This window comes from Xenorhabdus sp. XBWT, from assembly GCF_059072735.1.
Genome location: NZ_CM180990.1, coordinates 1,097,556 through 1,120,883, shown reverse-complemented (window position 1 = coordinate 1,120,883; position 23,328 = coordinate 1,097,556). Strand labels below are relative to the sequence as shown.

21 protein-coding genes and 2 pseudogenes are annotated in these 23,328 nt (G+C 46.2%); 14 read left to right on the top strand and 9 right to left on the bottom strand.

Features of this window, described 5'->3' with window-relative positions; genetic code table 11:
* Positions 1 to 4: 4 nt before the first annotated feature.
* From AC5JQI_RS05070 to AC5JQI_RS05060, 3 genes are all read left to right on the top strand, one after another.
* Positions 5 to 1,027, top strand: coding sequence for an HlyD family secretion protein (locus AC5JQI_RS05070; protein WP_493913929.1), 1,023 nt, complete (start codon positions 5 to 7; stop codon positions 1,025 to 1,027).
* Positions 1,028 to 1,204: 177 nt separating this feature from the next.
* Positions 1,205 to 1,528, top strand: a complete 324-nt coding sequence (locus tag AC5JQI_RS05065; protein WP_493913928.1) for an IS630 transposase-related protein — start codon at positions 1,205 to 1,207, stop codon at positions 1,526 to 1,528.
* 22 nt (positions 1,529 to 1,550) lie between these two features.
* Positions 1,551 to 1,958 carry a transposase gene (locus tag AC5JQI_RS05060; protein ID WP_493914618.1) on the top strand — a complete coding sequence of 136 codons (408 nt, stop codon included), beginning with the start codon at positions 1,551 to 1,553 and terminating at the stop codon, positions 1,956 to 1,958.
* A 342-nt stretch (positions 1,959 to 2,300) separates the two neighbouring features.
* Here the strand turns inward: AC5JQI_RS05060 and AC5JQI_RS05055 are convergent, their stop codons facing one another.
* The 3 genes and pseudogenes from AC5JQI_RS05055 to AC5JQI_RS05045 form a co-directional block, all read right to left on the bottom strand.
* Positions 2,301 to 2,546, bottom strand: coding sequence for a hypothetical protein (locus AC5JQI_RS05055; RefSeq protein WP_493913927.1), 246 nt, complete (start codon positions 2,544 to 2,546; stop codon positions 2,301 to 2,303).
* 100 nt (positions 2,547 to 2,646) lie between these two features.
* The gene (locus AC5JQI_RS05050) at positions 2,647 to 2,853 is read right to left on the bottom strand and encodes a helix-turn-helix transcriptional regulator (protein ID WP_012987855.1); all 207 of its coding nucleotides are present in this window, start codon (positions 2,851 to 2,853) and stop codon (positions 2,647 to 2,649) included.
* A 266-nt stretch (positions 2,854 to 3,119) separates the two neighbouring features.
* Positions 3,120 to 4,184, bottom strand: a pseudogene (locus AC5JQI_RS05045) (tyrosine-type recombinase/integrase); the annotation flags it as partial.
* A 65-nt stretch (positions 4,185 to 4,249) separates the two neighbouring features.
* On the opposite strand from AC5JQI_RS05045, the gene AC5JQI_RS05040 reads away from it, so the two are divergent.
* Entirely contained in the window at positions 4,250 to 5,371 is a 1,122-nt protein-coding gene (locus AC5JQI_RS05040; protein ID WP_493913926.1) for an ISAs1 family transposase, read from the top strand.
* Positions 5,372 to 5,383: 12 nt separating this feature from the next.
* Here AC5JQI_RS05040 and AC5JQI_RS05035 read toward each other — a convergent pair.
* Positions 5,384 to 5,554, bottom strand: a pseudogene (locus AC5JQI_RS05035) (Arm DNA-binding domain-containing protein); the annotation flags it as partial.
* Between the two features lie 366 nt (positions 5,555 to 5,920).
* On the opposite strand from AC5JQI_RS05035, the gene AC5JQI_RS05030 reads away from it, so the two are divergent.
* The 8 genes from AC5JQI_RS05030 to AC5JQI_RS04995 all read left to right on the top strand — a co-directional run bounded on the left by AC5JQI_RS05030 (position 5,921) and on the right by AC5JQI_RS04995 (position 17,983).
* Entirely contained in the window at positions 5,921 to 7,138 is a 1,218-nt protein-coding gene (locus AC5JQI_RS05030) for a tyrosine-type recombinase/integrase (protein WP_493913925.1), read from the top strand.
* Positions 7,139 to 7,873: 735 nt separating this feature from the next.
* Positions 7,874 to 10,060 (top strand): type VI secretion system Vgr family protein, encoded by a 2,187-nt coding sequence (locus tag AC5JQI_RS05025; protein ID WP_493913924.1) that lies wholly within the window; start codon positions 7,874 to 7,876, stop codon positions 10,058 to 10,060.
* A 13-nt stretch (positions 10,061 to 10,073) separates the two neighbouring features.
* On the top strand, positions 10,074 to 11,300 hold the full coding sequence (locus AC5JQI_RS05020; RefSeq protein WP_493913923.1) for a DUF2169 family type VI secretion system accessory protein: 1,227 nt from the start codon (positions 10,074 to 10,076) through the stop codon (positions 11,298 to 11,300).
* Entirely contained in the window at positions 11,290 to 11,646 is a 357-nt protein-coding gene (locus AC5JQI_RS05015) for a DUF4150 domain-containing protein (protein ID WP_038253014.1), read from the top strand. The genes AC5JQI_RS05020 and AC5JQI_RS05015 overlap by 11 nt, the downstream gene beginning before the upstream one ends.
* Positions 11,647 to 11,658: 12 nt before the next feature.
* Positions 11,659 to 16,287 (top strand): RHS repeat-associated core domain-containing protein, encoded by a 4,629-nt coding sequence (locus tag AC5JQI_RS05010; protein WP_493913922.1) that lies wholly within the window; start codon positions 11,659 to 11,661, stop codon positions 16,285 to 16,287.
* A complete protein-coding gene (locus AC5JQI_RS05005; RefSeq protein ID WP_275374551.1) occupies positions 16,284 to 16,736 on the top strand; it encodes a hypothetical protein in 453 nt (150 codons plus the stop codon). Before AC5JQI_RS05010 ends, AC5JQI_RS05005 begins: the two co-directional genes overlap by 4 nt.
* Positions 16,737 to 17,053: 317 nt before the next feature.
* Positions 17,054 to 17,470, top strand: a complete 417-nt coding sequence (locus AC5JQI_RS05000) for a hypothetical protein (RefSeq protein ID WP_493913921.1) — start codon at positions 17,054 to 17,056, stop codon at positions 17,468 to 17,470.
* 183 nt (positions 17,471 to 17,653) lie between these two features.
* Positions 17,654 to 17,983 (top strand): transposase, encoded by a 330-nt coding sequence (locus AC5JQI_RS04995; protein WP_493913920.1) that lies wholly within the window; start codon positions 17,654 to 17,656, stop codon positions 17,981 to 17,983.
* 82 nt (positions 17,984 to 18,065) lie between these two features.
* On the opposite strand, the gene AC5JQI_RS04990 is transcribed toward AC5JQI_RS04995, so the two are convergent.
* The 4 genes from AC5JQI_RS04990 to AC5JQI_RS04975 form a co-directional block, all read right to left on the bottom strand.
* Positions 18,066 to 18,350 (bottom strand): addiction module antidote protein, encoded by a 285-nt coding sequence (locus AC5JQI_RS04990; RefSeq protein ID WP_010846808.1) that lies wholly within the window; start codon positions 18,348 to 18,350, stop codon positions 18,066 to 18,068.
* 1 nt (position 18,351) lies between these two features.
* A complete protein-coding gene (locus AC5JQI_RS04985) occupies positions 18,352 to 18,648 on the bottom strand; it encodes a type II toxin-antitoxin system RelE/ParE family toxin (protein WP_010846807.1) in 297 nt (98 codons plus the stop codon).
* Between the two features lie 102 nt (positions 18,649 to 18,750).
* Positions 18,751 to 19,089: a SymE family type I addiction module toxin gene (locus AC5JQI_RS04980; RefSeq protein ID WP_010846806.1), complete on the bottom strand. Its 339-nt coding sequence runs from the start codon at positions 19,087 to 19,089 to the stop codon at positions 18,751 to 18,753.
* A 140-nt stretch (positions 19,090 to 19,229) separates the two neighbouring features.
* Positions 19,230 to 19,559, bottom strand: a complete 330-nt coding sequence (locus AC5JQI_RS04975) for a SymE family type I addiction module toxin (protein WP_086955633.1) — start codon at positions 19,557 to 19,559, stop codon at positions 19,230 to 19,232.
* A gap of 240 nt (positions 19,560 to 19,799) precedes the next feature.
* Between AC5JQI_RS04975 and AC5JQI_RS04970 the strand changes: the two genes are divergently transcribed.
* Positions 19,800 to 20,054: a type II toxin-antitoxin system Phd/YefM family antitoxin gene (locus AC5JQI_RS04970; RefSeq protein ID WP_493913919.1), complete on the top strand. Its 255-nt coding sequence runs from the start codon at positions 19,800 to 19,802 to the stop codon at positions 20,052 to 20,054.
* Positions 20,054 to 20,479: a type II toxin-antitoxin system VapC family toxin gene (locus tag AC5JQI_RS04965; protein ID WP_493913918.1), complete on the top strand. Its 426-nt coding sequence runs from the start codon at positions 20,054 to 20,056 to the stop codon at positions 20,477 to 20,479. Before AC5JQI_RS04970 ends, AC5JQI_RS04965 begins: the two co-directional genes overlap by 1 nt.
* Before the next feature lie 192 nt (positions 20,480 to 20,671).
* Here the strand turns inward: AC5JQI_RS04965 and AC5JQI_RS04960 are convergent, their stop codons facing one another.
* Positions 20,672 to 23,065 (bottom strand): AAA family ATPase, encoded by a 2,394-nt coding sequence (locus AC5JQI_RS04960; RefSeq protein ID WP_493913917.1) that lies wholly within the window; start codon positions 23,063 to 23,065, stop codon positions 20,672 to 20,674.
* Between the last annotated feature and the right edge of the window lie 263 nt (positions 23,066 to 23,328).

Here is a 23,328-nt window from a genome sequence, read left to right as displayed (position 1 = left end):
GCCAATGAAATACGTTAAAAAAATCTTTATTCCACTCATTGTGGTTTCGCTTATAGGTGGTTTCCTATACTGGTTATTATACTGGCGCTATATCCAGACTACCGATAATGCCTATACCCAAAGCGATATCACCAATATCAGCGCCCGTATTAGCTCCCAGGTAATGATGTCTTATATCACCGATAATCATAAAGTAAAACAAGGACAGCTTTTAGCTGTTCTCGACGATCGCGCTTATAAGGTAGCAATTCTGAAAGCAGAAGCTGATGTCGCAAAAACGCTGGCTGCGCTGAGTAATGCGCAGGCTAATGCAAAGATGCAAGAAAGCATCATCAACCAGTACAGCTGTAGTCTTATTTCAGCCAAAGCCAGCGAAAAATATGCCACTCAAGAGTTAAGCCGTGTCAACCAGCTTAATGCAAGCCATTATACCGCTCAAGGCGATATGGACAAAGCTGACAGCACACACAAAGTCGCCGTTGCCGGCGTAGCGGAAGCACAGGCAAGCCTAGAGACTCAGCAGACTAAACTGGCGGTGCTGAAAACCACCATTGAACAGGCTCAGGCGCAACTAAAACATGCGCAGGCCAGCTTGGCGGATGCGCAACTACAGTTAACCTATACGCGCATTATTGCGCCTGTTTCCGGCGTGATAGGAAACCGTAATCTTCAGGTTGGTATGTTTACCCAAGCTGGGCAAACCATCGCCAGTATCGTCCCCGAACAGCAGCCATGGATTGTAGCTAATTTTAAGGAAACGCAGCGAGATGGGATAAGTCCAGGACAAGCTGTTGATATCACTATCGATAGCTATCCTGGTGAAGTGTTTAAAGGCCATATTGAAAGCCTAGCGCCGGCGACTGGTTCTGTGTTCGCGCTTTTGCCCGCCGATAACGCCACTGGGAACTTTACAAAAATTGTGCAACGTTTTCCGGTTAAAATTGTTTTCAATAAACCAATAACAATGGCAAGCGGGTTGTATTGCGAGGTCACGGTAGATACACGTCATATGGTTCTGTCGTATTAAGCGGAGATCAGGAGAATGTAATGAACGGTGCGCTGGGCAAAGCTGCACTGATCTTGTTCTGCTCAAGAAAAATCGGACATTTTTATGAAGGCCATTTACATATTCCACGGGAGTTATAGCTAAATCATATTAATATGACATAATATCTAACTCTAAGATAACAAGGCATAAAATGAGATGGGCTACAGCTTAGATTTTCGAAAGCGAGTACTGGCATACAAAGACAAGCATTCGTTGACTTTCGAACAAACGAGTGCCCATTTTGAGATCTCCATGCGTACCTTGTTCCGGTGGTGCAATAAAATAGAACCTTGCATGACCCGCGATAAACCCGCCACGAAAATCCCTGATGAGGTACTCATTGCGGATGTCCAAAATTTTTCTGATGACTATCAATGGGAAAGAGCAAAACGTTTAGGTGTCTCACAATCGGCTATTCATTACGCCTTGAAACGGCTTCGGATCACCCCGAAAAAAAACGCTCCAACACCCTCGCGCTGATCCTCAAGCTCGTCAGGCATTTATCGAGCGCATCAGCGATGATGAACAGACTGGCAGACCCCTTGTTTATTTGGATGAAAGTGGTTTTGCTCAATCGATGCCACATAAACAGGGATATTCGGAAAAATGGTTACGCTGTTTTGGTACGCATGACTGGCACGCAAAAGGCCGTCTCAACGTCATTGGCGCCATTCTCGAAAATACCTTCGTCACCTTAAGCTTATTTACCGGGAATATTAATGCCGATGTTTTTTATGCGTGGATGACGCAAGATTTGCTGCCAAAGCTTCCACACGGAGCAGTGATAGTGATGGATAATGCGCCTTTCCATAAACGGAATGACACGACACAAGCGATAGCAGACAGCAGATGTCAACTGGAATGGCTTCCCGCTTATAGTCCGGATTTAAACCCTATAGAACACAAATAGGGCGGAGCAAAAGCGATAAGGAGGCAAAAAAGATGTTCAGTTGATGAGTTGTTTACGGAGCATATTGAATATGTCAGGTTATGTTGATTCTGCTATAAGTTATTTATTATTAGCTGTGTGTAATCGCGTTAAATTGTAGTAATGCAGATAATCCAGCACATCTTTTTTCATCTCCGCTTGGTTTTTTAGACCAGTTTTCCCTGGGTATGCACACAGTATGTGGGGCAAAACTGATTGCCAGCCAGAAAGAGTTTTTCGCGTAATCAAAAACTATCAATTTAACTTGTTCCAGGTGACACTGACGCGCTGCGCTTGCCTTCTCCGTATTACCGGGCTAATACATTAACCCAGTAATACGGAGAGCTGAAAAAAGTAACCGTTACTATTGACTGTCTTTATATAAATACAACAATTTTCACGGATACCCTTGGCGGGAATATCGACGCCACACGCAGGCAGCAGATTTTCCCAATGATACATGGCGGATTTTTTCACGGACTGGATCAGATCGCGCGGTTTTTGGCTGCGGGTTTTATCTGAAAGTGTAAATTTAGGGTGAGTTTGGGTATGCTGTATATCAGCCATCATCGTTACCTCGTATAACGGTTGTTGGTCAGACGCCCTGTATGTGTTGTGAGCACTACGGGGCGTTGTTTTTTATATTACATTTCTTATGTTCTTTTCTATGTTATGCCGCTCGTGATCCTGCGATCCGTTGCGCAATCCAGTTATCAATTTCTGATTCAATAAACGCGATGGAACGGGAGCCGAGTTTGATTTGTTTCGGGAATTCTCCATCGCTAATCAGTTTGTAGATCCACGCCTTGCTATAACCCGTTCTGCGCTGAACTTCGGGCAAACGAATAAGGTTTTCTTTCGGTGCTGTCATTGTCATATTATTTATCTCCTGTTACCGAGTCCTTGAGCGCTCATCGTGGACGTTGTTTGATGACAGGCGGATTATTTAAAAAGCAAGATTAAATGAACAGCGTTAATTGTTTACTCCATTTGTGAAATAAAATCCCACAATCCATGTTCTGTATAAAAAAATAACTTTGTTGGCACTGCCAACACAGAATAAAAAAACACCACACATCTTGATTTGTATGAAAAACAGGCGCTTGTGCCCCGGGCACAGATGTGTAAAAAATCACCGCATCTTTACGCCCTTTTGCCAAATTTTCCAATCAAGACATTTTCTCCCCGTTCCAGCATCTCTATATGGTCTGCATACCATTGCAGCATTTCTCTGCGCCCCTCCAGATATTGGGCGTGATTGTAAGTTCCCCGGATGCTGTTCTTATCAACATGGGCAAGCTGAGTTTCAATCCAAGCCGTGTTATAGCCTTGTTCATGCAGGATAGTACTCATGGTGTGGCGGAAGCCGTGGCCAGTTGCCCTGCCATCATAACCAATGCGTTTAATAACCTGATTAATAGCGGCTTCACTCATCGGTTTCCCCGCATCATTACGGCCGGGGAAAACGTATTTCCCACGCCCTGTAATAGAGTGCAGTTTGATGAGAATGGCTTTAACCTGATTGGATAGCGGGACGATGTGAGGGCGACGCATTTTCATTCGCTCAGCAGGTATCTGCCAGATATCCTTATCAAAATCGAATTCAGCCCATTCTGATTCTCTTAATTCGATAGTACGCACGCCGGTAAGCATCAGCAAACGTGTCGCGGATTGAGTCACTTCGCTTCCGCTATAACCCGCCAAGGCGATGAGGAATGCATTCATTTGGTCGGCTAAAAGGTGTGGGAAATGTTTTTGCTTCGGAGCCTTAAGTGCGCTGGCAAGATCGGTAACGGGATTGAACTCTGCCCGCCCGGTAATCACGGCATAGGTGAAAATTTGCCGACAGGCCTGTCTGGTTTTTTTCAATTTATCCAAAACACCGCGTTGCTCCATTTTTCGGAGCACAGCCAACATTTCGGCGGGTTTAATCTCGGTAACGGCACGTTTACCAATATACGGGAAGATATCTTTTTTCAGATATTCCAAAATGTCTTCGGCATACCCTTTTGACCAGTTGGGGCGTTTATGTTCGTGCCACTCAATGGCGATGGATTCAAAACTATTGCTGACCGCAAACGCTTTGGCTGCTTTTTCAGCTTTCTTTTCTTCTATCGGATCATTGCCATCCGATAGCGTCCGCCGGGCTTCGTTTCTCTTGGTTCTTGCGTCTGCGAGGGAGATATCAGGATATACCCCCAGGGCAATCGCATCTAAAATTCATTGACAATGGTTTAATTTCATGTCGTTATGCAGCTTTTAAATCCATCCTTATGTCCTCTGTCAGCCCTTTGTTACAGCATTTTGCCTCACTTGAAGATCCCCGAGTTCAACGAACTCAGTTGCATAGTTTGGAAAATATCCTGACTATCGCCATCTGCGCTGTGATTTGTGGCGCTGAAGGTTGGGTCGAAATTGAAGAGTTTGGCGAATCTAAACAGGATTTCTTTACCCAACTGCTTGATCTCACTAATGGCATTCCCTCTCACGATACCTTTGGTCGTGTCTTTGCTGCACTTGATGCGCAGGCTTTTGCCGACTGTTTCACCTCCTGGATATCTACGCTGCCACAAGGAGTTGATCAGGATATCATCGCTATTGATGGCAAAACCATGCGCCGGTCACTCGATAAAGCCAACGGCAAGGCGGCAATCCATCTGGTCAGCGCCTTTGCCTGTACCAATCGCTTAGTTCTGGGACAAGTGAAAGTGGAGAGTAAATCCAATGAAATCACCGCTATTCCTGAGTTACTTCGACGATTGGTTTTGTCTGGAAGTCTGGTGACTATCGATGCCATGGGATGCCAGAAAGCGATTGCTCATCAATTACATGAAGCGGGCGCGGATTACGTACTGAGCCTGAAAGAAAATCATCCCGGCCTGTATAATGATGTCAGCCATTATTTCGATTATGTCTCATCCCAACCGGAGCGCCTGAGCGAATATGAAGACGTGGATGCCGGACATGGCCGCATTGAGCGACGCACAGTACAAATGACCCATGTTGATTGGTTGCCGGAAAAGGCGTGCTGGTGTGGTTTACACAGCATAATACGGGTGATCCGCGAACGCTATGTAGGAAATGAAGTGAGCCGGGAGAGCTGTTATTTTATCAGCACTTTACGTCCGACAGAGGCTCAACGGGCAGCGACAGCGATCCGCAGTCACTGGCAAATAGAAACGCAACTCCATTGGTGTCTGGATATTGCTTTTAATGAAGATCAGCAGCGGATGCGGGAAGGCAATGCAGCCGCCAATATGGCATTACTCAATAAAATCGCGTTGAATTTACTGCGCTTAGCTCCCACCAAAGCGGGAATTAAAGCACGCCGTAAACGGGCTGGTTGGGATGGTGAATATCTACTTACAGTATTGGGCAAAGCGCATCAAATTTAGATGCGATTGCCTTGGATATACCCCTAATGCGAGTAATTTTTCTTTGCCTGCGATCCGGTACTTCAACCGCCAATAGCGAGCGCCATTAGGGTTAACCAATAAGTATAGTCCGCCACCATCTGCAAGTTTATAGGGTTTTTCTTTCGGCTTTGCAGTGTCCACCTGTCGGGCTGTTAGCTTCATATGGGGGTATCTCACTTCGTTGAACCTGAACGTACCCCTAAATATACCCCCATAAGATCGTGGACTTCAACCTACCTGACTGGACTACAGAAGAACGTAAAAAGGCTAATATTGCGTATTTATTGGGGTTTTATGGACTTTAGAAGATGTTTGGATACTTTGGAATGGTACGCCCTACAGGATTCGAACCTGTGACCTACGGCTTAGAAGGGCAAAAAATTATGATTTCATACGATTTCTTATGATTCCACAAGGTTTCATCACGTTGATTTAAATGGATTTTACAGGTTGCACAGTTTCATATAGTTGCATATCATTTCATCATAACTTGACCCATTACTTGACCTGCAATGAAGGATATTTCCAATGGCTAGTACCTTATTGACTGACAGTAAAATCCGAGGCCTGAAACCCAAAAATTCAGCCTATTATACATGGCAAGCATCAGCAACACGAGGTACTGGCAGGTTAGGAGTCAAAACATACCCATCAGGAAGAAAGGTTTTTGTTTACCGTTATTTTAAGGATAAGAAAGAGAAGTTCATTAACTTAGGTGACTTTCCTACTCTTACTTTGGCAGAAGCATTATCTAAATCACGAGACGCTGCCGTTAATGTTTCAGCCCCAGAAAAAGTCATCATAAATCACGCCACAATTGAACAGCTATTCAATGACTATATTGCCGACCAGAAACGCCGTGGCAAGAGATCTTATGATAAAACTCAGTACAGGCTGAATCAGGTATTAGATAGCCAACACATTGATAGAAATACGCCAGCAAAAGATATTACCCCAGACCATATTAAAAGAGTCTTGGCTGAATTTATCTCTCGCGGTGCTGTTGCCGGCTCAAACAAGGTACGTGCCAATCTCCATGCTGTATTTAACTTCGGATTATTCGCAGATAATGATCCAGCCAAACTGAACGAGAAAATTACTTATGGTCTTGACCGAAACCCCGTGACCATCGTTCCACGTCAAGAAGGGGTGGATAAAGCATTGGATAGATTTTTATCATGGGATGAAATGAAAGAGATTCTGAAACTGTTTCGTATTTCGTCGACAGTATTCCCAATCCACCCTGATTATGGCCGGCTAATATTGCTTTGCATTTTCACCGCTGGACAACGCCCTTGGGAAATAATGACCAATACAAAAGATAACTGGGATAAAAAGAATAACACGTTGACAGTACCCCCTCATATTTCAAAAAACAGTGATTACCACGTCATTCCCTTGTGCGAGTCTGCAACTGAAATATTAGAATGCCAAGCCAAACAATATCCAGATTCAGAGTTCTTGTTTCCCGGAGACACTAAAGAAGGTCATTTACTCACTGCTGAATATGCCAAGCAGATCCGCAAATTTTGTGCTCGCTATGATTTTGAAAAATTTACACCAAGGGATATCAGACGAACCTTTAAGACGCTTGCAGGAGAGATGGGGATCAGTTCTGAGATGAGAGATAGGTTGCAGAACCATAAAAAACCCGGTGTCTCAACCAAACACTACGATCGCTACGACTATCTGAAAGAAAAACGGGAAATTATAGCGCAATGGGAAAGTAAATTACTATCACTATAGGGCAGAAAGCTGCCCTTTGCAATCCGGGCAGTTATCTAACAAAGTTGAGTTATTTGGATTGACTTAATCCTTATATTGCTAAATATGCCAAATATTAATTTGTCTGTTTCCATTTAGGATTTAGCTCATCGCAATATTTACTTTCATTTTAATTAATAGCTTATGTTTATATATTCAATGCAAATATATCATTTATTATTATTGTTTTTATTAAATAAAAAAGACAGAAAATAAAAAACCGCCTTGCTAAAAATAGTCTTTTTTGTGATCGAGCGCATAAAATAAACACAATCATGATTTTGTCAAAGCTGTTACCTATTTTTTTATTTTTATCTCATGATGTTACGAAAAAAATACCTTTTATGGATAAACATTAAGTGGTTCGATACACTAATCACATACGCTATCTAAGAATATTATTTTTCAACCGCAATCATTTTAACTTTTTACGCTGTTATTGTCGGATGCCATTTTTTATTTCACTTGATTTAACTTGGCCTTTACTCCTTCTTTATTTATTATTTCCTTCATTTTATTTATCACGAATCAGTCGATATATTCGGACAACAGAGTCCCTTCAAATTATCGAAAAACAACCTATTGCGTCCTTAATTAACCAATTTGTCGGAGACAATGTGAGTGAGATTTAAATCTTGTGCCCGAATGTTATGGCCTGCGTTGTTATCAGGCGGGATGCCTATTTCATAACGTTCCATCATCTTAGGGAGACACACCATGTCAATAAAGAAGAACATCGATAAATTGAAGAAAGGGCAAGCCCTTGTTCAGCAGGGGCAAGAGGCTGTTCAGAAAGCGAAACAAGTTGCAGGCAAATTGGGCAGCGGCATGTCAGGAACAGCAGGTTTAATCCCGGGTGGTGGTTTTGCCGGCGGAATAGGCGGCCGTTCAGGCAGCGGCATGACAGGCACAGCGGGCTTAATCCCGGGTGGCGGTTTTACCGGTGGGCAGGGGCTGGCAGAACGCTCAGCCGGGGGACAGAATGCCGCCACCAAAGCACTGGAAAAAGTCGGCCAGATGCTGATGGGCGGGCGTGACCCGAGTGGCCTGCAATTTACCCTGACCGCAGGCAGCTTACCGCCACAAACATTTGTGGTGACCGATTTCACGCTGAACGAAAGTTTTTCCCAGCCGTTCAGCCTGAGTGTGGGACTGGCGAGTGCCGACCCGGCTATTGACTTTCCGGCCGTACTGGATCGCACCGCCACGCTGACCATTCTGCAAAACGGTATCGAACAACGCAGCATCACGGGGATCGTTTCCCGCTTTGAGCAGGGTAATACCGGGTTGCACCAGACCACCTACCAGATGACTATCCGGCCGGATCTGTGGCGCACGACCCTGAGACAGAACTCACGTATTTTCCAGCAGCAGGATATCGCCACCATCATCACCGCCCTCCTGAAAGAACACAGCATCCGCGATGTGATCTTCAGCCTGCGCCATCCTCATCCCGCGCGCGAATTCTGCGTGCAGTATCAGGAAAGTGACTTTGCCTTCCTGCAACGGTTAACCGCGGAAGAGGGTATTTTCTACTTCTTCGAATGCAGTAACGGGCGCAACACGCTGGTCTTTGCCGATGACTGTGGTTCTGTGCCGCCGGGCATAGTCATCCCTTATCAGCCCGGTGAAGTCAACACCGTGGGTGAACCTGCCATCAGCAGCCTGACATGCAGCGCACAAGTACGGCCGGCTCAGGTACAGCTTAAGGATTACACTTTCAAGAACCCGGCATGGCCGGCGGAATTTCACCAGCAGATGCGGGATGAAAATCTGCAACAACTGTACTACGAGCACTACGACTATCCCGGCCGCTTCAAAGACGAGGCGCATGGCAAGGATTTTACCCGCTACCGGCTGGAGGCGCTGCGCAGCGACGCGGTGACTGGACAGGGCAGCGGCAATGCGATAGCGCTACAGCCGGGTAAACTGTTTATCCTGAATAATCATCCACGGATAGACCTGAACCAGTCATGGCAGACTATCTCCACCAGCCACAGCGGCAGCCAGCCGGGTGCCCTTGAAACGACAACCGGCGACAGCGGCACCACGCTGCACAGCCACTTCTATTTCATCCGCCAGAATCAGAACTGGCGCCCGGCACCGCTGTCCAAACCGGTGGTTGATGGCCCACAAATCGCTAAGGTGGTCGGCCCGGCCGGCGAAGAAATCTTCTGTGACCAATATGGGCGTGTGCGTCTGCAATTTCCGTGGGACAGATACGGTAAGAGCGATGACCAGAGTTCGTGCTGGATACGGGTCAGCCAGCCGTGGGCGGGCCAAGGCTGGGGGATGCTGGCTATTCCGCGCATCGGCCAAGAAGTGGTGGTGGATTTCCTGCACGGCGATCCGGATCAACCGATTGTCATTGGCCGCACCTACCATGCCAGCAACATCCCGCCGGGAACCTTGCCGGGCAGCAAAACCCAGATGGCGTTCCGCTCCAAGACCCACAAAGGGCAAGGGTATAACGAACTGCTGTTTGAGGATGCGAAAGGCAGTGAATTGCTGTCACTGCACGCGCAGAAAGACATGCACACCAAAGTGCTCAACAACCGCGATACCCATGTGATCGCCAATCACAGCGAAACCGTGGAGAAAAACCAGACCATCAAGATCAATGAGAACAAAGAGGAAACGGTCGCCCTCAACAGTACAGAAACCGTGAAAGAAGTGCGCAAGCTGGTCACTGGTAATAACTACATTATCGAAGTCGGTACCCACAAGATAGAAACCATCAACAATACCCTTTCCATCACGACTGGCGATGTGATCGAGCTACGCTGCGGAGCAAGTGTGTTACGTATGGACAGTGCAGGACGTATCACCCTTCAGGGCAGTGAGTTTAAGTTTGAGGCCAGCGGCCCGGTGCAAATCACCGGCAAAGACATTGACCTGAACTGAGGAGCGCCAATACATGGAATTTCATAACCTGACCCCCTTTGCGGTGATGAACTATTCAATGCTGGATGTTGAGGATGTGGAGCACCACGTGGCGGTCATGAAAATCGGCTACCAGCTATTGCCTGTCGGACAAGGGGAATACAGTGCTGAATTACTGCCCGCGCCGCGCCTGTGTTTACAGGATGAATACCGTGGGCAGATGAATACCTCACAGGTGTTGCAGGAGAGTGATCTTGCCCCGTTTAAACCACGCTGTGACGTGATTGTCAACGGCACGGCGTATGCGCCGGATAACCGACCCTGTACTGAGTTTCCTGTACGGCTGCGGGTAAAGAGCAAACAGGGCCAGACCCTGCTCGACAAAACACTGACCGTAACCGGTGAACGGGAATTTATTCGTGATGCTGGCGGTCAGTGGCAACTGACCGACCCGAAACCGTTTTCAACACTGCCGCTGGATTATCGCTATACCTTTGGCGGTGAATGCAAAATCCAAGCAAATGATAAAGCGAGCGAACACCTGAAAGAACGTGACCGGCTGACACCGGAACAGCGCCGGCAACATCCAGACGGGGAAAACGCTCCTGTTGCTCATGCCGTGTGTGAAAGCAACCCGCTGGGAATGGGATTTATCACGCCGTGGTATGCACAGGCCAAACAACTGATCCGCTACCCAGTACCGCGAGTTATCCGACCCAATTCGCCGTTCATGGCACAACATTTTGCTGCTCAACTGGCTGGCACATTATCGTCTGAGACGCTGGCGTGCCAGCCCCAAGGGATGGGCTTTATCGGCCGTCCGTGGCTCCCCCGCCGCCAGCTGGCCGGGACTTACGATGCTGACTGGCTCACCCACCGTCACCCTTACCTGCCGAAAGATTTTGACTTTCGATATTGGAACGGCGCCCCCACTGACCAGCAAATTGACTGGCCTGACACCGACATCGCCCTGAGCCTGCAGGGCATGACCCTCAGTGGCAACCTGCTCGTCACCCTGCCGGGGCATCGCCCGTTTATTCTGCTGCGCATGGAAGACGGCGCGCTGCTCCCCATACCCATGCGCCTCGATACGCTAATCCTCGACAGCGAAGCTCTGACGGTGCACATCACTTGTCGGCTGAATTTTAAAACCAGCCTGCCGGTTCGAGTGGCAGAAGCCCGGTTTGAAATCGATCCCGATGCCCCGTTACTCAAACTCACCTCCCCTGAACCTCAAAAGGAGACTGATCATGGCGGATAACTACATTGCCCGCACCGCAGGCGAATGGCTGATAGTCGGCATGTTGCCGGACGTGTGCAAAACCCCGATGGGGCCATCAACCCCGCCAATCCCCTATCCGGTCATCGCCAAACTGGCGGGCAGTGATGTCCCCGTTCAATCTGTGCGGGCCAATGGTCAACCGGTGGTGGTCTTCGCCCAGAGCTTTGTGCCGCAAACCCTCGGCGACCAGCCCGGCGTAGCTAACGGCGTAAAGAGCGGCACGGTGGGTGCAAAATGCCATCCCAAAGCGCATACCAACACCGTCCGGGCCGGTAACAAGCTAGTGCTGCGCCATGGGGATGAATTCTGGATGAATGGAGCATAAGGAAGAACCGCAATGGGAGAAACGATTGGCATTACTGGTGGCCGTGATGAAAAAGTCTTTTGTGACGCTTACAATATCCGGACCTTGGCTGAGGCGGAAGCGATCCAAAAACACATCCCCGCCCTCATACAACAAGAGACGATGGGTAATCGTCGGCTCACCGCCGAGGATATTGAATATATTACAGAAGCTGAGGGCCGGCTGGCCGTCAAGGTCATTGATAAATTCAAAAGCGGGGAATTTCCGTTAGAGGAATGGAAGTATACTCCCCCTAAACCGAATGAGCCTTTGCCGACAAAAAACCGCGATGACAGTCCGAGTGGGACGGGAAATACATTAGGAAAGATCACCGCGCAAGCAGCTGCCGCACAAGTGCCCGCGACAGAAGCCAATAAGGTTGTAAGCGCAGAAACACCTGCGGAAAAAGATATGTGGGATAAAACCGTTGACTGGTTTAAGGAAACCGGCGATGACCTCAGCAAATGGGCTGATGAGAGTAAACACAATCTGAAGGCAGCCTGGAATAATCCAGGAGAAGCGGCTATCGGGGCAGGAAAAGCGCTCTGGAATACTGTTCCTGAAATAGCCGAGCTGGCTGGAAAAGGCGTAGTGATTGTTGCGACAGCGCCTGCTGTTACAGCTGAAAAAGTATTGGAATATACGGGTATTGTACCTAAAGGAATTGGAGCGTCTGAACTTCAGCAAAAAGCTATGGCGATGGTCAATGCTGACGCAATTAAGATGGAAATGAAAAGTGATGCAGAAAAAGGGGGCGGCCTCGCTTTCGATATCGGTAGTATAGCTCTGGGAGGAGCAGGAGTATTTAAAGGTTTGGCAAAAGGTGCCGTAAAAACAACAGCTAAAGCTGAAAGCACAGTGTTGAGTAAAGAAGCCAACGTCGCCGACGTAACCGGTGCCAAAATCAAAGAAAAACCCCATGACACACCGGACGCTAAACCTCAAAAAGAGCCGGTCAAAGATGACGCCACGCCCTCCAACAAAAAAGAAGGCAATGACAATGGACTCTGCTCCAAAGAGGGCGATCCAGTTGACATGGCCACTGGCGATTTCCTGCAAGTCTGGCCGGTGCTGGCCATACCGGGATTGTTGCCGATAACCCTCAACCGGACTTACCGCTCCACCGCCAATTTACACGGCCTGTTCGGCTCCAAATGGGCGGATGACTGGTCACGGCAATTGGTGATGGGTCACGAAGAAGTGCACTATACCCACACAGACGGTGTCGTCTATGATTTCGCCACTCCAGACAACCGGGTCTTGTCCCGTAACCGCCATCTTCCCCACGGTTTGCTGACAGGGGAACTGACCGGCGAGTTATGCCTGACCGATCGCCAAACTCAGCTCACCTACCATTTCAGCCCGAGTTCAGGCGGTACACAGAAACTATCTTCCATCACTGATCGCCGCCAGAACCGGATTGCGTTTATCTACGATAAACACGCCCGGCTGATTGAAGTCACCCGCAATGACGGCCTGCGGTTAAGTCTGCACTATCTGAACGGGCAGCTCCACACGCTCGAACTACATGAAACTCGCGATGGGCAGCCTATCCAACAACGTCTGCTGACCTGCCAGTATGACACGCAGGGCTACCTGAACGAGTGTGATGCCTTCCAGCACAACCACCTGTGGCATGAATATGACACACAAGGGCGGATGACTCGCTGGCACGATACCGACCAGACTGACCTGACCATTAGCTATGATGAGCGCGGCCGGGTACTCAGTACCACCTCCCCCAGCGGCTACTGGCATGACCGCTTCCATTACGATGATAACGCCCGTATTACCACTTATCTGGACGGTGAAGGGGGAGAAACCCGCTACCATTACGACCCGAACGGGTTGGTGATACGGGAAGTTGACCCGCTGGGGCGCATCACTCGTCGCCAGTGGCGGGGCAGCCTGCTGATGTGGGAAAGCAACCCGCTGGGGCAGATGACGGCTTTTGATTACAATGCAGACGGTGCCCTGACCGAAGTGAAACTGCCGACGGGCGACACCCTTGCGTATGATTATGATGAGCACGGGCAGCTTAGCGAAAGTATCCTGCCAACTGGCGAACGCTGGCAATTTCATTATGACGAACAGGGCAACCTGACCGCGCTGACGAATCCGTTGGGGCACAAAGAAGAATACCAGTACGGTCTCCACGGCGAGCTGCGCCAGCGCCTGCTGCCGGATGGACGCCAGTGGCACTACGCCTATGATGAGCACCAGCGGCTGGCCGCCGTAATGATGCCAAATGGCGAAACCACGGGGCTGGAGCTGGATGCTTTAGGGCGTCTGCGCCAACTCACCGATGCCCTTAAACAGCAGACTCACTATCGTTACAGCAATGACCATGCCAGCCTTAACGGCAGCCTGACCGATATTGAACTACCGGATGGCACCACGCAGCAACTGGAATATGACAGTGAACGACGGGTGGTCGCGGTCACCGATGGCGAAGGCCGAACCACCCGTTATCGATATGGCGCATTTGATTTGCTTAATCAGGTCATTCGCCCGGATGGCACCACCCTGCGCTTTGGCTATGACCGTCTGACTCGTCTCAGCACAGTCACTGCCTCTACCGGCGAAATTTATCGCTATGAGCGGGATGCGGCTGGCCAGATTATCCGCGAAACCGATTTCACCGGGCGTACCCTCGAATATCAGTACGATAAACTGGGACGCCGCATACAGACTCACTATCCCGATGGCCAACAACTTCGCGGACACTATTCCGCTGCGGGTTTACTGGTCAAGCAGGAAAGCTGGCAGCCGGAAGATAACCAGCTGGTACTAAAAGCCACCACCACTTACGAATACAACCAACGGTATCAATTGGTGACAGCCACCAATGCCGATGCTACCGTCGAGTATGAGTACGACAAAACTACTGGCCTGCCTGTCTGCGAACGTATCAACGGACGGGAAATTACACGCAAATGGGATGAGCTGACCGGGCGTCCCGTCAGTGAAAGTGTGGAGGGCAATACCCTACATTTTGGTTACAACCAGATGGGTGCACTGAACCACTTTCAGCTCAACCAACATGCACCACTGACCTTCCAGCATGATGTTCTGGGGCGGGAAACGGTGCGGGAAAGTGCCCACGGATTTATTCTTGCCAGCCGCTATACCGCGACCGGATTGCTATCGCATCAGTCAGCAGGGCAGGCTACCCAATTCTTCAGGGAAACTCTGGCACAAAGTGACCCGCATTTTCCGCCACAAGCCTCTGCGGTCAACCGGAGCTGGCAATATGACCGCGCCCATAATGTGCGGGTGATTGACGACAGCCGCTGGGGGCAAACCCGTTACCGTTACAATACCAACGACCAAATACTGCATACCCTGTTCGAGGGTGCGCGACCGCATGAAGAGCAGTTTAACTATGATGCCAACGGCAACCTGAGCCAGCATCTGCCGGTTGATGCCTATGGCGCGATGGAGCAAATTACCCAGCACCAGAAAGCCGGACGAGTGGTACAGCAAGGGGATATCCGCTACGCTTACGATGACAATGGCCGTCTGGTAGAAAAAACCGAACACCGTGACGGCTTCCGTCCGCAAATCTGGCGCTACCGCTGGGACACTCAAAACCAGCTGACTCACTGCGAAACCCCGGATGGCTCACGCTGGCATTATCAATACGATGCATTTGGCCGGCGGATCCGCAAGCTCAAGGTGCACGACGGAAAACTGACGGCGGCGAACCTGCAAAGATGGCTGGCTGGCAAACCGGATTTAACACCCAGAGCCGATGCCATCATGGGGCAGGATTACCTGTGGAGCGGCGACCAGCTTATCGAGGAGACGCCGGTTTACGCCGATGGTACGCCAGTGGAAGGTCAACGTATCCGTTGGTTATATGAACCAGGCACTCTCATACCTTCAGCACGTTTTGAGCGGGGTAAGCTACACTATATCGTCAGTGACCATCAGGGCACGGTGCGCGAGATGTTGTCCGAGGAAGGGGTACTGGTCTGGGCACAGCGGTTGACAACATGGGGCAAAGCGGAACGTTTTCAGGTCATCGCCTCCAATAACCCGGATTATCATGTTAACTGTAACCAGCGGTTCATGGGGCAATTCGAGGACGAAGAGAGCGGGTTATATTATAATCGTTTTCGATATTACTCGCCGGAGACTGGGCAGTATATCTCTCCAGACCCGATTGGGTTGTTGGGCGGGGTGAATCCGTATGGGTATGTGCATAATCCTGCTGGATGGGTCGATCCCTTTGGGTTGTGTGGCACTTCGCAGGTCATGCCTAAAAAGCAGCTTCCTCATAAGGTCATTAATGAGCTGAAAAAATTTGAAGGTAAAGATTACCGTTTTGGAAATCAAACCTTCAAATTGGACAAAGCAGGTATGAAGCATATTCTTGAACGGCATCACCCTAATTATTGGGATGGTTCAATAAAGGCTAAGCAAAGTTTTCTCTCTCCTAAAATGTCAACAAATGATATTACCGATGCTATCGGGAATGTGATGAAGCAGAATAGAGATACCGTAATAAGTAAAGGAAGTGTTGGTAAATTCCAAATTTCCGGTCAGTATAAAGGCCAAGATTATGTAGTTGGTTTTAAAAATGGAAGAATAGGACAATTTTATCCAGGTAAACTATGATAAGTATAAATACGTACATTAAAATCAAAGATGAATATATTGATATTTTTCAATATCATGGAAAGTTTAAAGATTCTGATTACATTGATGGTGCCTTAGAGTTAACCATAAATGGCATTAGACTTATTGATAAGTCAATGTATGACTATATTGATGATCTTTGGTGTTATTTAGCAGAAGGATTATCGGTACTAAATGATAATCAAGAGTTTAAGTGCTATTTTCCAGATCAACCGATAGAGGTTAAATTTACTCCATCAAAGGGAAATAGAGTACTAGTTAGTGTAAATTGTCATTCAGAAGTTAAGACTTCTATTGAAAAAGAAGAATTTTTAATTGCTATGAGTGAACATGCAAAAAGGTTCTTTGAACGGATGGAAGACTTAAATCCTAGCTCAATAGGGGCGTATAGAGCAGCTATGCAATATTTAAAAAAAATTACTTTTTGATTTACATATAAAATAGTCGGCAGATTCTGTGATCTGCCGGATTTTTTCTTTTAAGAGCTGCTCAATCCCTGCCTTTACCGTAAGCATCTGTGGAATCACACCTAGCTAAGGGGAATTAACTCATTAAACTAGTTTCACCTATTCTAATGATGAAAGAAGCCCACATGAGCCTATCTCGATTTACATAAGCCGAGTGGCTGGACCTGTTTGAACAGCAGAAAACCTCGTCATTGACTGTCCGTCAGATTTGCCAACCGACTGGGAGGGGATTAAATTTGAAAACAGATTAGGCATAACACTAGTGAGACAATGGAGAAATGATGGACATCGATAAAAGAAAAGTCACGATAATAATAAATGGGAAAACGGAAGAAGCTGAATTGCATTTGATCACTTCTCCTGATAGGCATTGTTGCTTAAGAATATTTCATAATAATAATCAATTGGCAGAGTCAAATAATTCTGATTATTTTTCATGTTTTGCTGATTTAAGAAACCAATTAAAAAATATAATCTTTCTTTGCAAGGGTGCAAAAATAAATGTATACCCATCTGGCATGATGATAGATATGGGCTTAGGTAGAGTAGCCTATGAAAATACATTAGGCCAGCGAGCCAAATCTGAAGATACAGTTCATATATTTGATTTCGACGATAAAGATGTTGATGTTACTCCAGAAGAACAAAGAGAGTTTCACTATCAATGGATTGAATCATTCCGACACAAAAACTGATTCATTAGTGTAGATTAAGCCGGAAAGATCCGCATGATTTTCCGGCTTATTGTTATGCACCGGGCACAGCGCTTAATGTTATAGCCATAAAGAAAACATCCTCACTTCAACAATCAAAAAAGGAATAGCATGATAACGGTATATTAATATATTTATGACAAGATGATCAAAAAAAGAGAAGAGATGCGCAGCTATTTACTGGGTCCGTTGAGTGATGATTTCCCCGAAAAATATAAACCGATACGTGAACTTTATTATACGGGGTCAGCCAAAGGAAAATCCTGTGTGGAGAAGATGATCATCAAAACAGCCGATGACCTTCTTCTTTTTCAACTTGAAAAAATGGATAAACTACGGTTATTGGAAAATGGTCAGGACATGTTTTCAATGGAGTTAAAACCGAATGAATACAATAGCATTGTCTATGTTCCCGAAAACCTCAGTTTCTGCTCAATTATGAAAGAGTTGATGGCGGAGGAAAACAACAACCATACTTCACGATTTGTTTATTGAATGACCTTGTTAAAATAAAGATAAATTACATCTTCATGATGTAATTTATCAATAACGAACGGATTTATGTTGAAAAACGAATTTAAGCCCCCGTAAAATGCAGTTTCAAACCCAGTGCTTTCGATATTTTGTATACCGTATTAAACGATGGATTGCCTTCACCGGATAACGCCTTATATATCCCTTCTCGGCTTATTCCTGATTCTTTCGAGAGTTGGCTGATATTTTTTCTTCTGGCGATATTACCTAATGCTTTAAATAAATATTTTGTATCGTTTTCTTCGATAGCGGCATTTAAGTATGCCTGAATATCTTCTTCTGTTTCTAAAAACTCCACAACATCAAATTTTTTTGGTGCTGATTTCATTTTAAAATCCCCATTCTTTCGCGAGTTGTTTGGCTTTCTTTATATCTGCCTGCTGGCTGCTTTTATCCCCGCCACAGAGTAATAATATGATTTCATTATTTTTGTTAGTAAAGTAGACACGATAGCCTTGCCCGTAATGTATTCTGAGTTCCGAAACTCCACCTCCCACCGATTCAACATCACCAAAATTGCCCTCTCCCATTCTTTCAACTCTGATTAAGATTTTGGCTTTTGCTATTCGGTCTTTTAAGGATTTTAACCATTTTTCAAAATTTTGTGTCCTTTCAATGGTTATCATGCTCCCTCCTGAAGAGAATATCATTATTGTATGTAAATCACACGGTGTGTCAACTACAGTCAACACACCAACGCGATTAGCAATAAAAACGTATTACACAGCTCAGACGGGTCTAAAATCAGCTTCAGTCAACAACATAATTTTGCCGTAGCCAAAAGCAATTTGAACGGGTTTATCCAACAAACCGGTTTCCGTTAACCAGTCGCCCGCCAGATAGAGTTCACCGTTATCACGCACCCAATCAATGCCCTGATAGGGATCATTTTCCGCCGTCTGAGGCAGAGGAATCTGATCAGGCTCAACCAGTGTTAGCATCAACCCGTTGTTATATTGCTGGATATGAAACAAGGTATTCGGCGTAAACCCCATCTGTTGCATATCTTCACCGCTTAAGACACATTCCGGCAATGCGGCATTATCAGTAGAAAAATGAAGTTTCATCGGTTCCTTCTTTGTTTAATCAGTCAAATAAAATGTGAGTCGCTTCACAAAAGAAAAATTTTGCCATTTAAGTGCAAAGCACCGTTCACGCAGGCACATTCAATATACTGTTTTAATTGATAAAACAGGGTATTACGCGTTTATTTCGGCAATTTTTTCGTTAATTTTCCGGGAAATTGCCGCAACCAGTGTGCCACAGCGATATCATCCCATTCGCCTTCATTCAGGCTTTTTAAGCAGTGCCACAGTTCATGGAAATTTTGGCTGGTGATGATCAGACATCCCGGCATCACTCTGATTTTTAACGGATCGTTAATGGAAAACCCCGCTTCCAGCAGCCATTTTCCGCTTAAGTTGATGGCCGGCGTCGTGCGGTTAAGTCCCTTGGGACGGTAAACCACTTTCTGATAACGTTCAGGTTGGGAAATTTTGTAAATGCAGAGGCCTGCAGTAGAATGCGTGTCAGCCATAATAACTACCTTAATTAGTTGTTGTGGTTAGCGGTTTTATCGTGTGTCACCACGGTAAAGCCGCGTCGAAATGTCACCGCCCACTCTATCCCCCGCTCAAATAACATACCACTGGCAAAAATCACCTTTGCAAAGTGGCTCGCAAAATAGCGACCGGAATGAAATTGTGTACGTTATTTGCACTATCAATTATATTGTAGTAATGTTCCTATATTGTGAGTTCAAACAGGAGATACCGCCATGACCATCACGACCCTCTCCAGCCGGGAACTGAATCAGGATGTGACCCGTGCAAAGAAAGCCACCAGGAACGGTCCCGTCTTTATCACCGATCGCGGCAAGCCAGCCCATGTGCTGTTGAGCATTGAGGAATACCGACTGCTGACCAAACAGCATCGCAACATCGCTGATTCACTGGCAATGCCGGGCGTTGCGGACATTGAGTTTGAGCCACAGCGCGTGACTATCGAAACCCGCCCGGCGGATTTTTCATAATGTACGTACTCGATACCAACGTCGTGTCCGAACTGCGAAAAATTCGAGCCGGGAAGGCCGATCCAAACGGGGCGAAATGGGCTGAAAGTGTCGATGCGGCCGATCTCTTTGTCTCCGCCATTACCATCATGGAGTTAGAGCTTGGCATTCTGTTGATTGAGCGTAAGGATGCCACGCAAGGAACCATGCTGCGGGCGTGGCTGGAACAACATGTCCTGCCGGAATTCGCCGAACGCACATTACCCGTTGATACCGCCGTGGCGCAACGCTGCGCCCGGTTGCACGTCCCTGACCGGTCCAGCGAGCGTGATGCCCTGATTGCAGCGACAGCGCTTGTGCATGGTATGACGGTAGTCACGCGTAACGTAGCCGATTTTCAGCCCACAGGGGTTACAATCCTCAATCCGTGGGAGCCGAACTCATAATGTGTATTAGCTGTGACTTAACCTGATCGTGTCCTATGGCAGGGCACAGATACATCTGACTGTCGGTTAAGAGCGAGGAGCGGACTTAGCACCTACGATAACGAGCCACAATGAAGGCGGCTAAGAATCTCAACGAAACTTGAGCGCCAAAATTGGCATAGTATTGATGAGTAATAGCTTAGAAGCTCTATTTTAAGTAGTGCGCTCGGGCTCACCTATACTCTTTAGCAATGAATTGTATTGGTCAGGGTCCGATGTGTAAATCTTGTCTAATACATAGTTCGCGAGCTTTGGAATTTCAGGAATTTCTATTGGCTTGATGCTTCGATCAAAAATTGATTCCAAGTGAGATAGCTCATTGTTCAGGCGATTAGCAAGAGCTATTGCAGTGTCGTCATCCCCAAAGAACTTTTTGATCCTTTCAAAGGCATCATTCTTATTATCATGATAGGGGTATTTGTAAAAAAGAAATGCTTCAAGGAATTTCCTTAAATTGTTTCCAAATGAGTAAAATGGTTCGTGATTAGTATTTACAAGTTCTTGATCACGACATTTGTAGATTTGATGAAAAAGATAATTGAACTCTGTGATGTAATCTTTAAGGTAAGTGGGCATCAACGCAATATTACTCGAGGCTCCATTCCTTTCAATCATGAAGTGTTGATGACCACCATGATTTTTCTCATTTGGAAGTGAAATTTTCTTAAGATACTTCAAGAAATCAAGATTATGAGTTGAGATGAAAAGCTGTTTATACCGATAGCGGTTTGAGCCGTCGTTATTCTTGATTGGTTTGGCAATTAAACTCTCGATCAAGCTGAATATAAAGAAGATGTGATTGCCATCTAAGCTTGAGATTGGATCATCAATGTAGATGATGAGTTCTCTATCTTTGCTTTCAGGTTCTTCCAACTTGGCAATGAAGTAGCAAAATGCAATCAAGCTGCGCTCACCTTCACTTAGGTTATATGCAGGCTTGCCATCCCGCATGATCTGAAACTTAACAGCAGTTTTATCGTGATTATCTTGAGCTTCAAGCTTGATACCATCATGACCAAAGAAGTGATTTAAAAGTGCATTGACATGATCAGCACCTTTTCGCTCATCTTTCTGTTTCCCGCGCAGGGCAGTGACTTTACTCTCTAACCTAATGATCTCATTTTCAGCATCAATAAAAGCTGTATTTGATATGTCATAAGTAGTCTTCAATTCAGTAATGCGAATCTTTTCTGCATCGTAGCCAATCGTAGAAACAAAAGATGCTACATCTGATAAACGGAGTGTCTCACGAGCATTAATCTTATCTTTATCCAATGTCTTGGAACGATGGTTGCTCTGCACAATTAGTTCGTTGATGCGTTCAACTTGCTGCTCAATAAGTGCGGCATCATGATTGACTATCGGGAGAACTACGAGCTGAAAGAGACTATTCTTTCTCTCTTGAAGTGCTAATTTGAGTGATTCCAAATCTTGCTTGTACACCTCCAAACAATCATCCAAAGTTTTTTTGCTGATATCAAATGCTGACTTTTCTTCAGAATAAAACTTGTCGCTTGTTAGGCTTAGGAATGTTGGAATTCGTCTAATTTCAGAATCAACAGAAGCAATAGACAAATCAATCTTTGATTCGAGTTCAATTGATTCTTTGCTGAAGTGCGAATCTAGAATTTGCCAAATATCATGTGGAAGTTTTTGGCGGCAGAATGCACATGTATCGCGCTTGTCTCTGTGAAGGGGCATCCCCTCTTTAACCCATAATTGAAGAATACTGTCATCTAGTAGTTCTTGAATTGCCTGAGTAGGTTTAATCGTTCGCTGTAGAAGCTCTTCAACAGTATTAATAAGAGAGTTTAATTTTAGTTTGATAGAAACCTTGTCGGTAATTTCGGGAAGTACCTCTTGTTTTAATAAGTCTGCTTTCGCTTTGGATTCTTCTTGTGATAGTTTTTTGAAATTAGGCTTATTGGTCTTTTCGATATCAGATTTAATATCTCGAATTGTATATACCGCAGGGACGTAGTCCTTATTTTCTTTTAGAGACTTTGCTTTAGTTCTTAGCTTATCAGTCAGAGTATCATCGCCTTTTTTATAACTTTCTTTTGCGCGATCTCGTTCAAGGCATTTTATCTCTAACTCATGCTTAAGCCCTGATTTTTCTTCTACGCTACCAAGTTGGGCTTCAATCGCGGCGATAGTATCTTCAACTTTATTGTTCTCCCCACCAACAATAGCGAATGTCTTGATTTCACCACCATCTTGGTTGACAAGGAAACTGAGGTTGTCATTCACAAAATCACGATTATAGACTCTTACATCGTAATTATGCGCTGAGACGCCCGATTGATTGACTTCACCTTTGTCACCGTAAATGATGAAGGATGGGGTACTGTAACTGACAGGGATGAGGCCAGTCTGTAGAGCACGGAAGATGCATGAGAGTGTTGTCTTACCTGAATAGTTGCGACCATAGATAATGTTCAGACGCTTGAAGTCCAGAACATCACCGCCATGGCCTCTGACGGCGCTCTTCCAAATGAAATCTTTAAAACTACCGAAGTTAGCAATATCTACCTTACGGATGCTCATCCACAGTCCCCTATGCAACATGTTGTTAATCAAAAATACGATGCATCACATTACAAACCGTGCGCTGATCCCTCTAACCTGAATGCAGCTTTCAATCCAATACTGTGTATTGACTAGTTTTTAATAAACTACCTATTATTAACGATCGCTGGAACGACAAATAAGCCTTATAACCCGAATATTTGCTCGAAACAATCGAACAGATCTCACATTAGATCTTGTTTAAATTTTATTAGCAAAAACAAAGTCCGTTTCTGGCTGTG

What these genes read in the sequence shown, in the direction of transcription:
- AC5JQI_RS05040 (WP_493913926.1), top strand. Translation starts at nt 4,250, where the DNA reads ATGTCCTCTGTCAGCCCTTTGTTACAGCATTTTGCCTCACTTGAAGAT.
- AC5JQI_RS04970 (WP_493913919.1), top strand. Translation starts at nt 19,800, where the DNA reads ATGACCATCACGACCCTCTCCAGCCGGGAACTGAATCAGGATGTGACC.
- AC5JQI_RS05050 (WP_012987855.1), bottom strand. Translation starts at nt 2,853, where the DNA reads ATGACAATGACAGCACCGAAAGAAAACCTTATTCGTTTGCCCGAAGTT.
- AC5JQI_RS05015 (WP_038253014.1), top strand. Translation starts at nt 11,290, where the DNA reads ATGGCGGATAACTACATTGCCCGCACCGCAGGCGAATGGCTGATAGTC.
- AC5JQI_RS05065 (WP_493913928.1), top strand. Translation starts at nt 1,205, where the DNA reads ATGGGCTACAGCTTAGATTTTCGAAAGCGAGTACTGGCATACAAAGAC.
- AC5JQI_RS04980 (WP_010846806.1), bottom strand. Translation starts at nt 19,089, where the DNA reads ATGAAACTTCATTTTTCTACTGATAATGCCGCATTGCCGGAATGTGTC.
- AC5JQI_RS05055 (WP_493913927.1), bottom strand. Translation starts at nt 2,546, where the DNA reads ATGATGGCTGATATACAGCATACCCAAACTCACCCTAAATTTACACTT.
- AC5JQI_RS05010 (WP_493913922.1), top strand. Translation starts at nt 11,659, where the DNA reads ATGGGAGAAACGATTGGCATTACTGGTGGCCGTGATGAAAAAGTCTTT.
- AC5JQI_RS04985 (WP_010846807.1), bottom strand. Translation starts at nt 18,648, where the DNA reads ATGATAACCATTGAAAGGACACAAAATTTTGAAAAATGGTTAAAATCC.
- AC5JQI_RS04960 (WP_493913917.1), bottom strand. Translation starts at nt 23,065, where the DNA reads ATGAGCATCCGTAAGGTAGATATTGCTAACTTCGGTAGTTTTAAAGAT.
- AC5JQI_RS05030 (WP_493913925.1), top strand. Translation starts at nt 5,921, where the DNA reads ATGGCTAGTACCTTATTGACTGACAGTAAAATCCGAGGCCTGAAACCC.
- AC5JQI_RS05020 (WP_493913923.1), top strand. Translation starts at nt 10,074, where the DNA reads ATGGAATTTCATAACCTGACCCCCTTTGCGGTGATGAACTATTCAATG.
- AC5JQI_RS05025 (WP_493913924.1), top strand. Translation starts at nt 7,874, where the DNA reads ATGTCAATAAAGAAGAACATCGATAAATTGAAGAAAGGGCAAGCCCTT.
- AC5JQI_RS05000 (WP_493913921.1), top strand. Translation starts at nt 17,054, where the DNA reads ATGATGGACATCGATAAAAGAAAAGTCACGATAATAATAAATGGGAAA.
- AC5JQI_RS04995 (WP_493913920.1), top strand. Translation starts at nt 17,654, where the DNA reads ATGCGCAGCTATTTACTGGGTCCGTTGAGTGATGATTTCCCCGAAAAA.
- AC5JQI_RS05070 (WP_493913929.1), top strand. Translation starts at nt 5, where the DNA reads ATGAAATACGTTAAAAAAATCTTTATTCCACTCATTGTGGTTTCGCTT.
- AC5JQI_RS04975 (WP_086955633.1), bottom strand. Translation starts at nt 19,559, where the DNA reads ATGGCTGACACGCATTCTACTGCAGGCCTCTGCATTTACAAAATTTCC.
- AC5JQI_RS04990 (WP_010846808.1), bottom strand. Translation starts at nt 18,350, where the DNA reads ATGAAATCAGCACCAAAAAAATTTGATGTTGTGGAGTTTTTAGAAACA.
- AC5JQI_RS05005 (WP_275374551.1), top strand. Translation starts at nt 16,284, where the DNA reads ATGATAAGTATAAATACGTACATTAAAATCAAAGATGAATATATTGAT.
- AC5JQI_RS04965 (WP_493913918.1), top strand. Translation starts at nt 20,054, where the DNA reads ATGTACGTACTCGATACCAACGTCGTGTCCGAACTGCGAAAAATTCGA.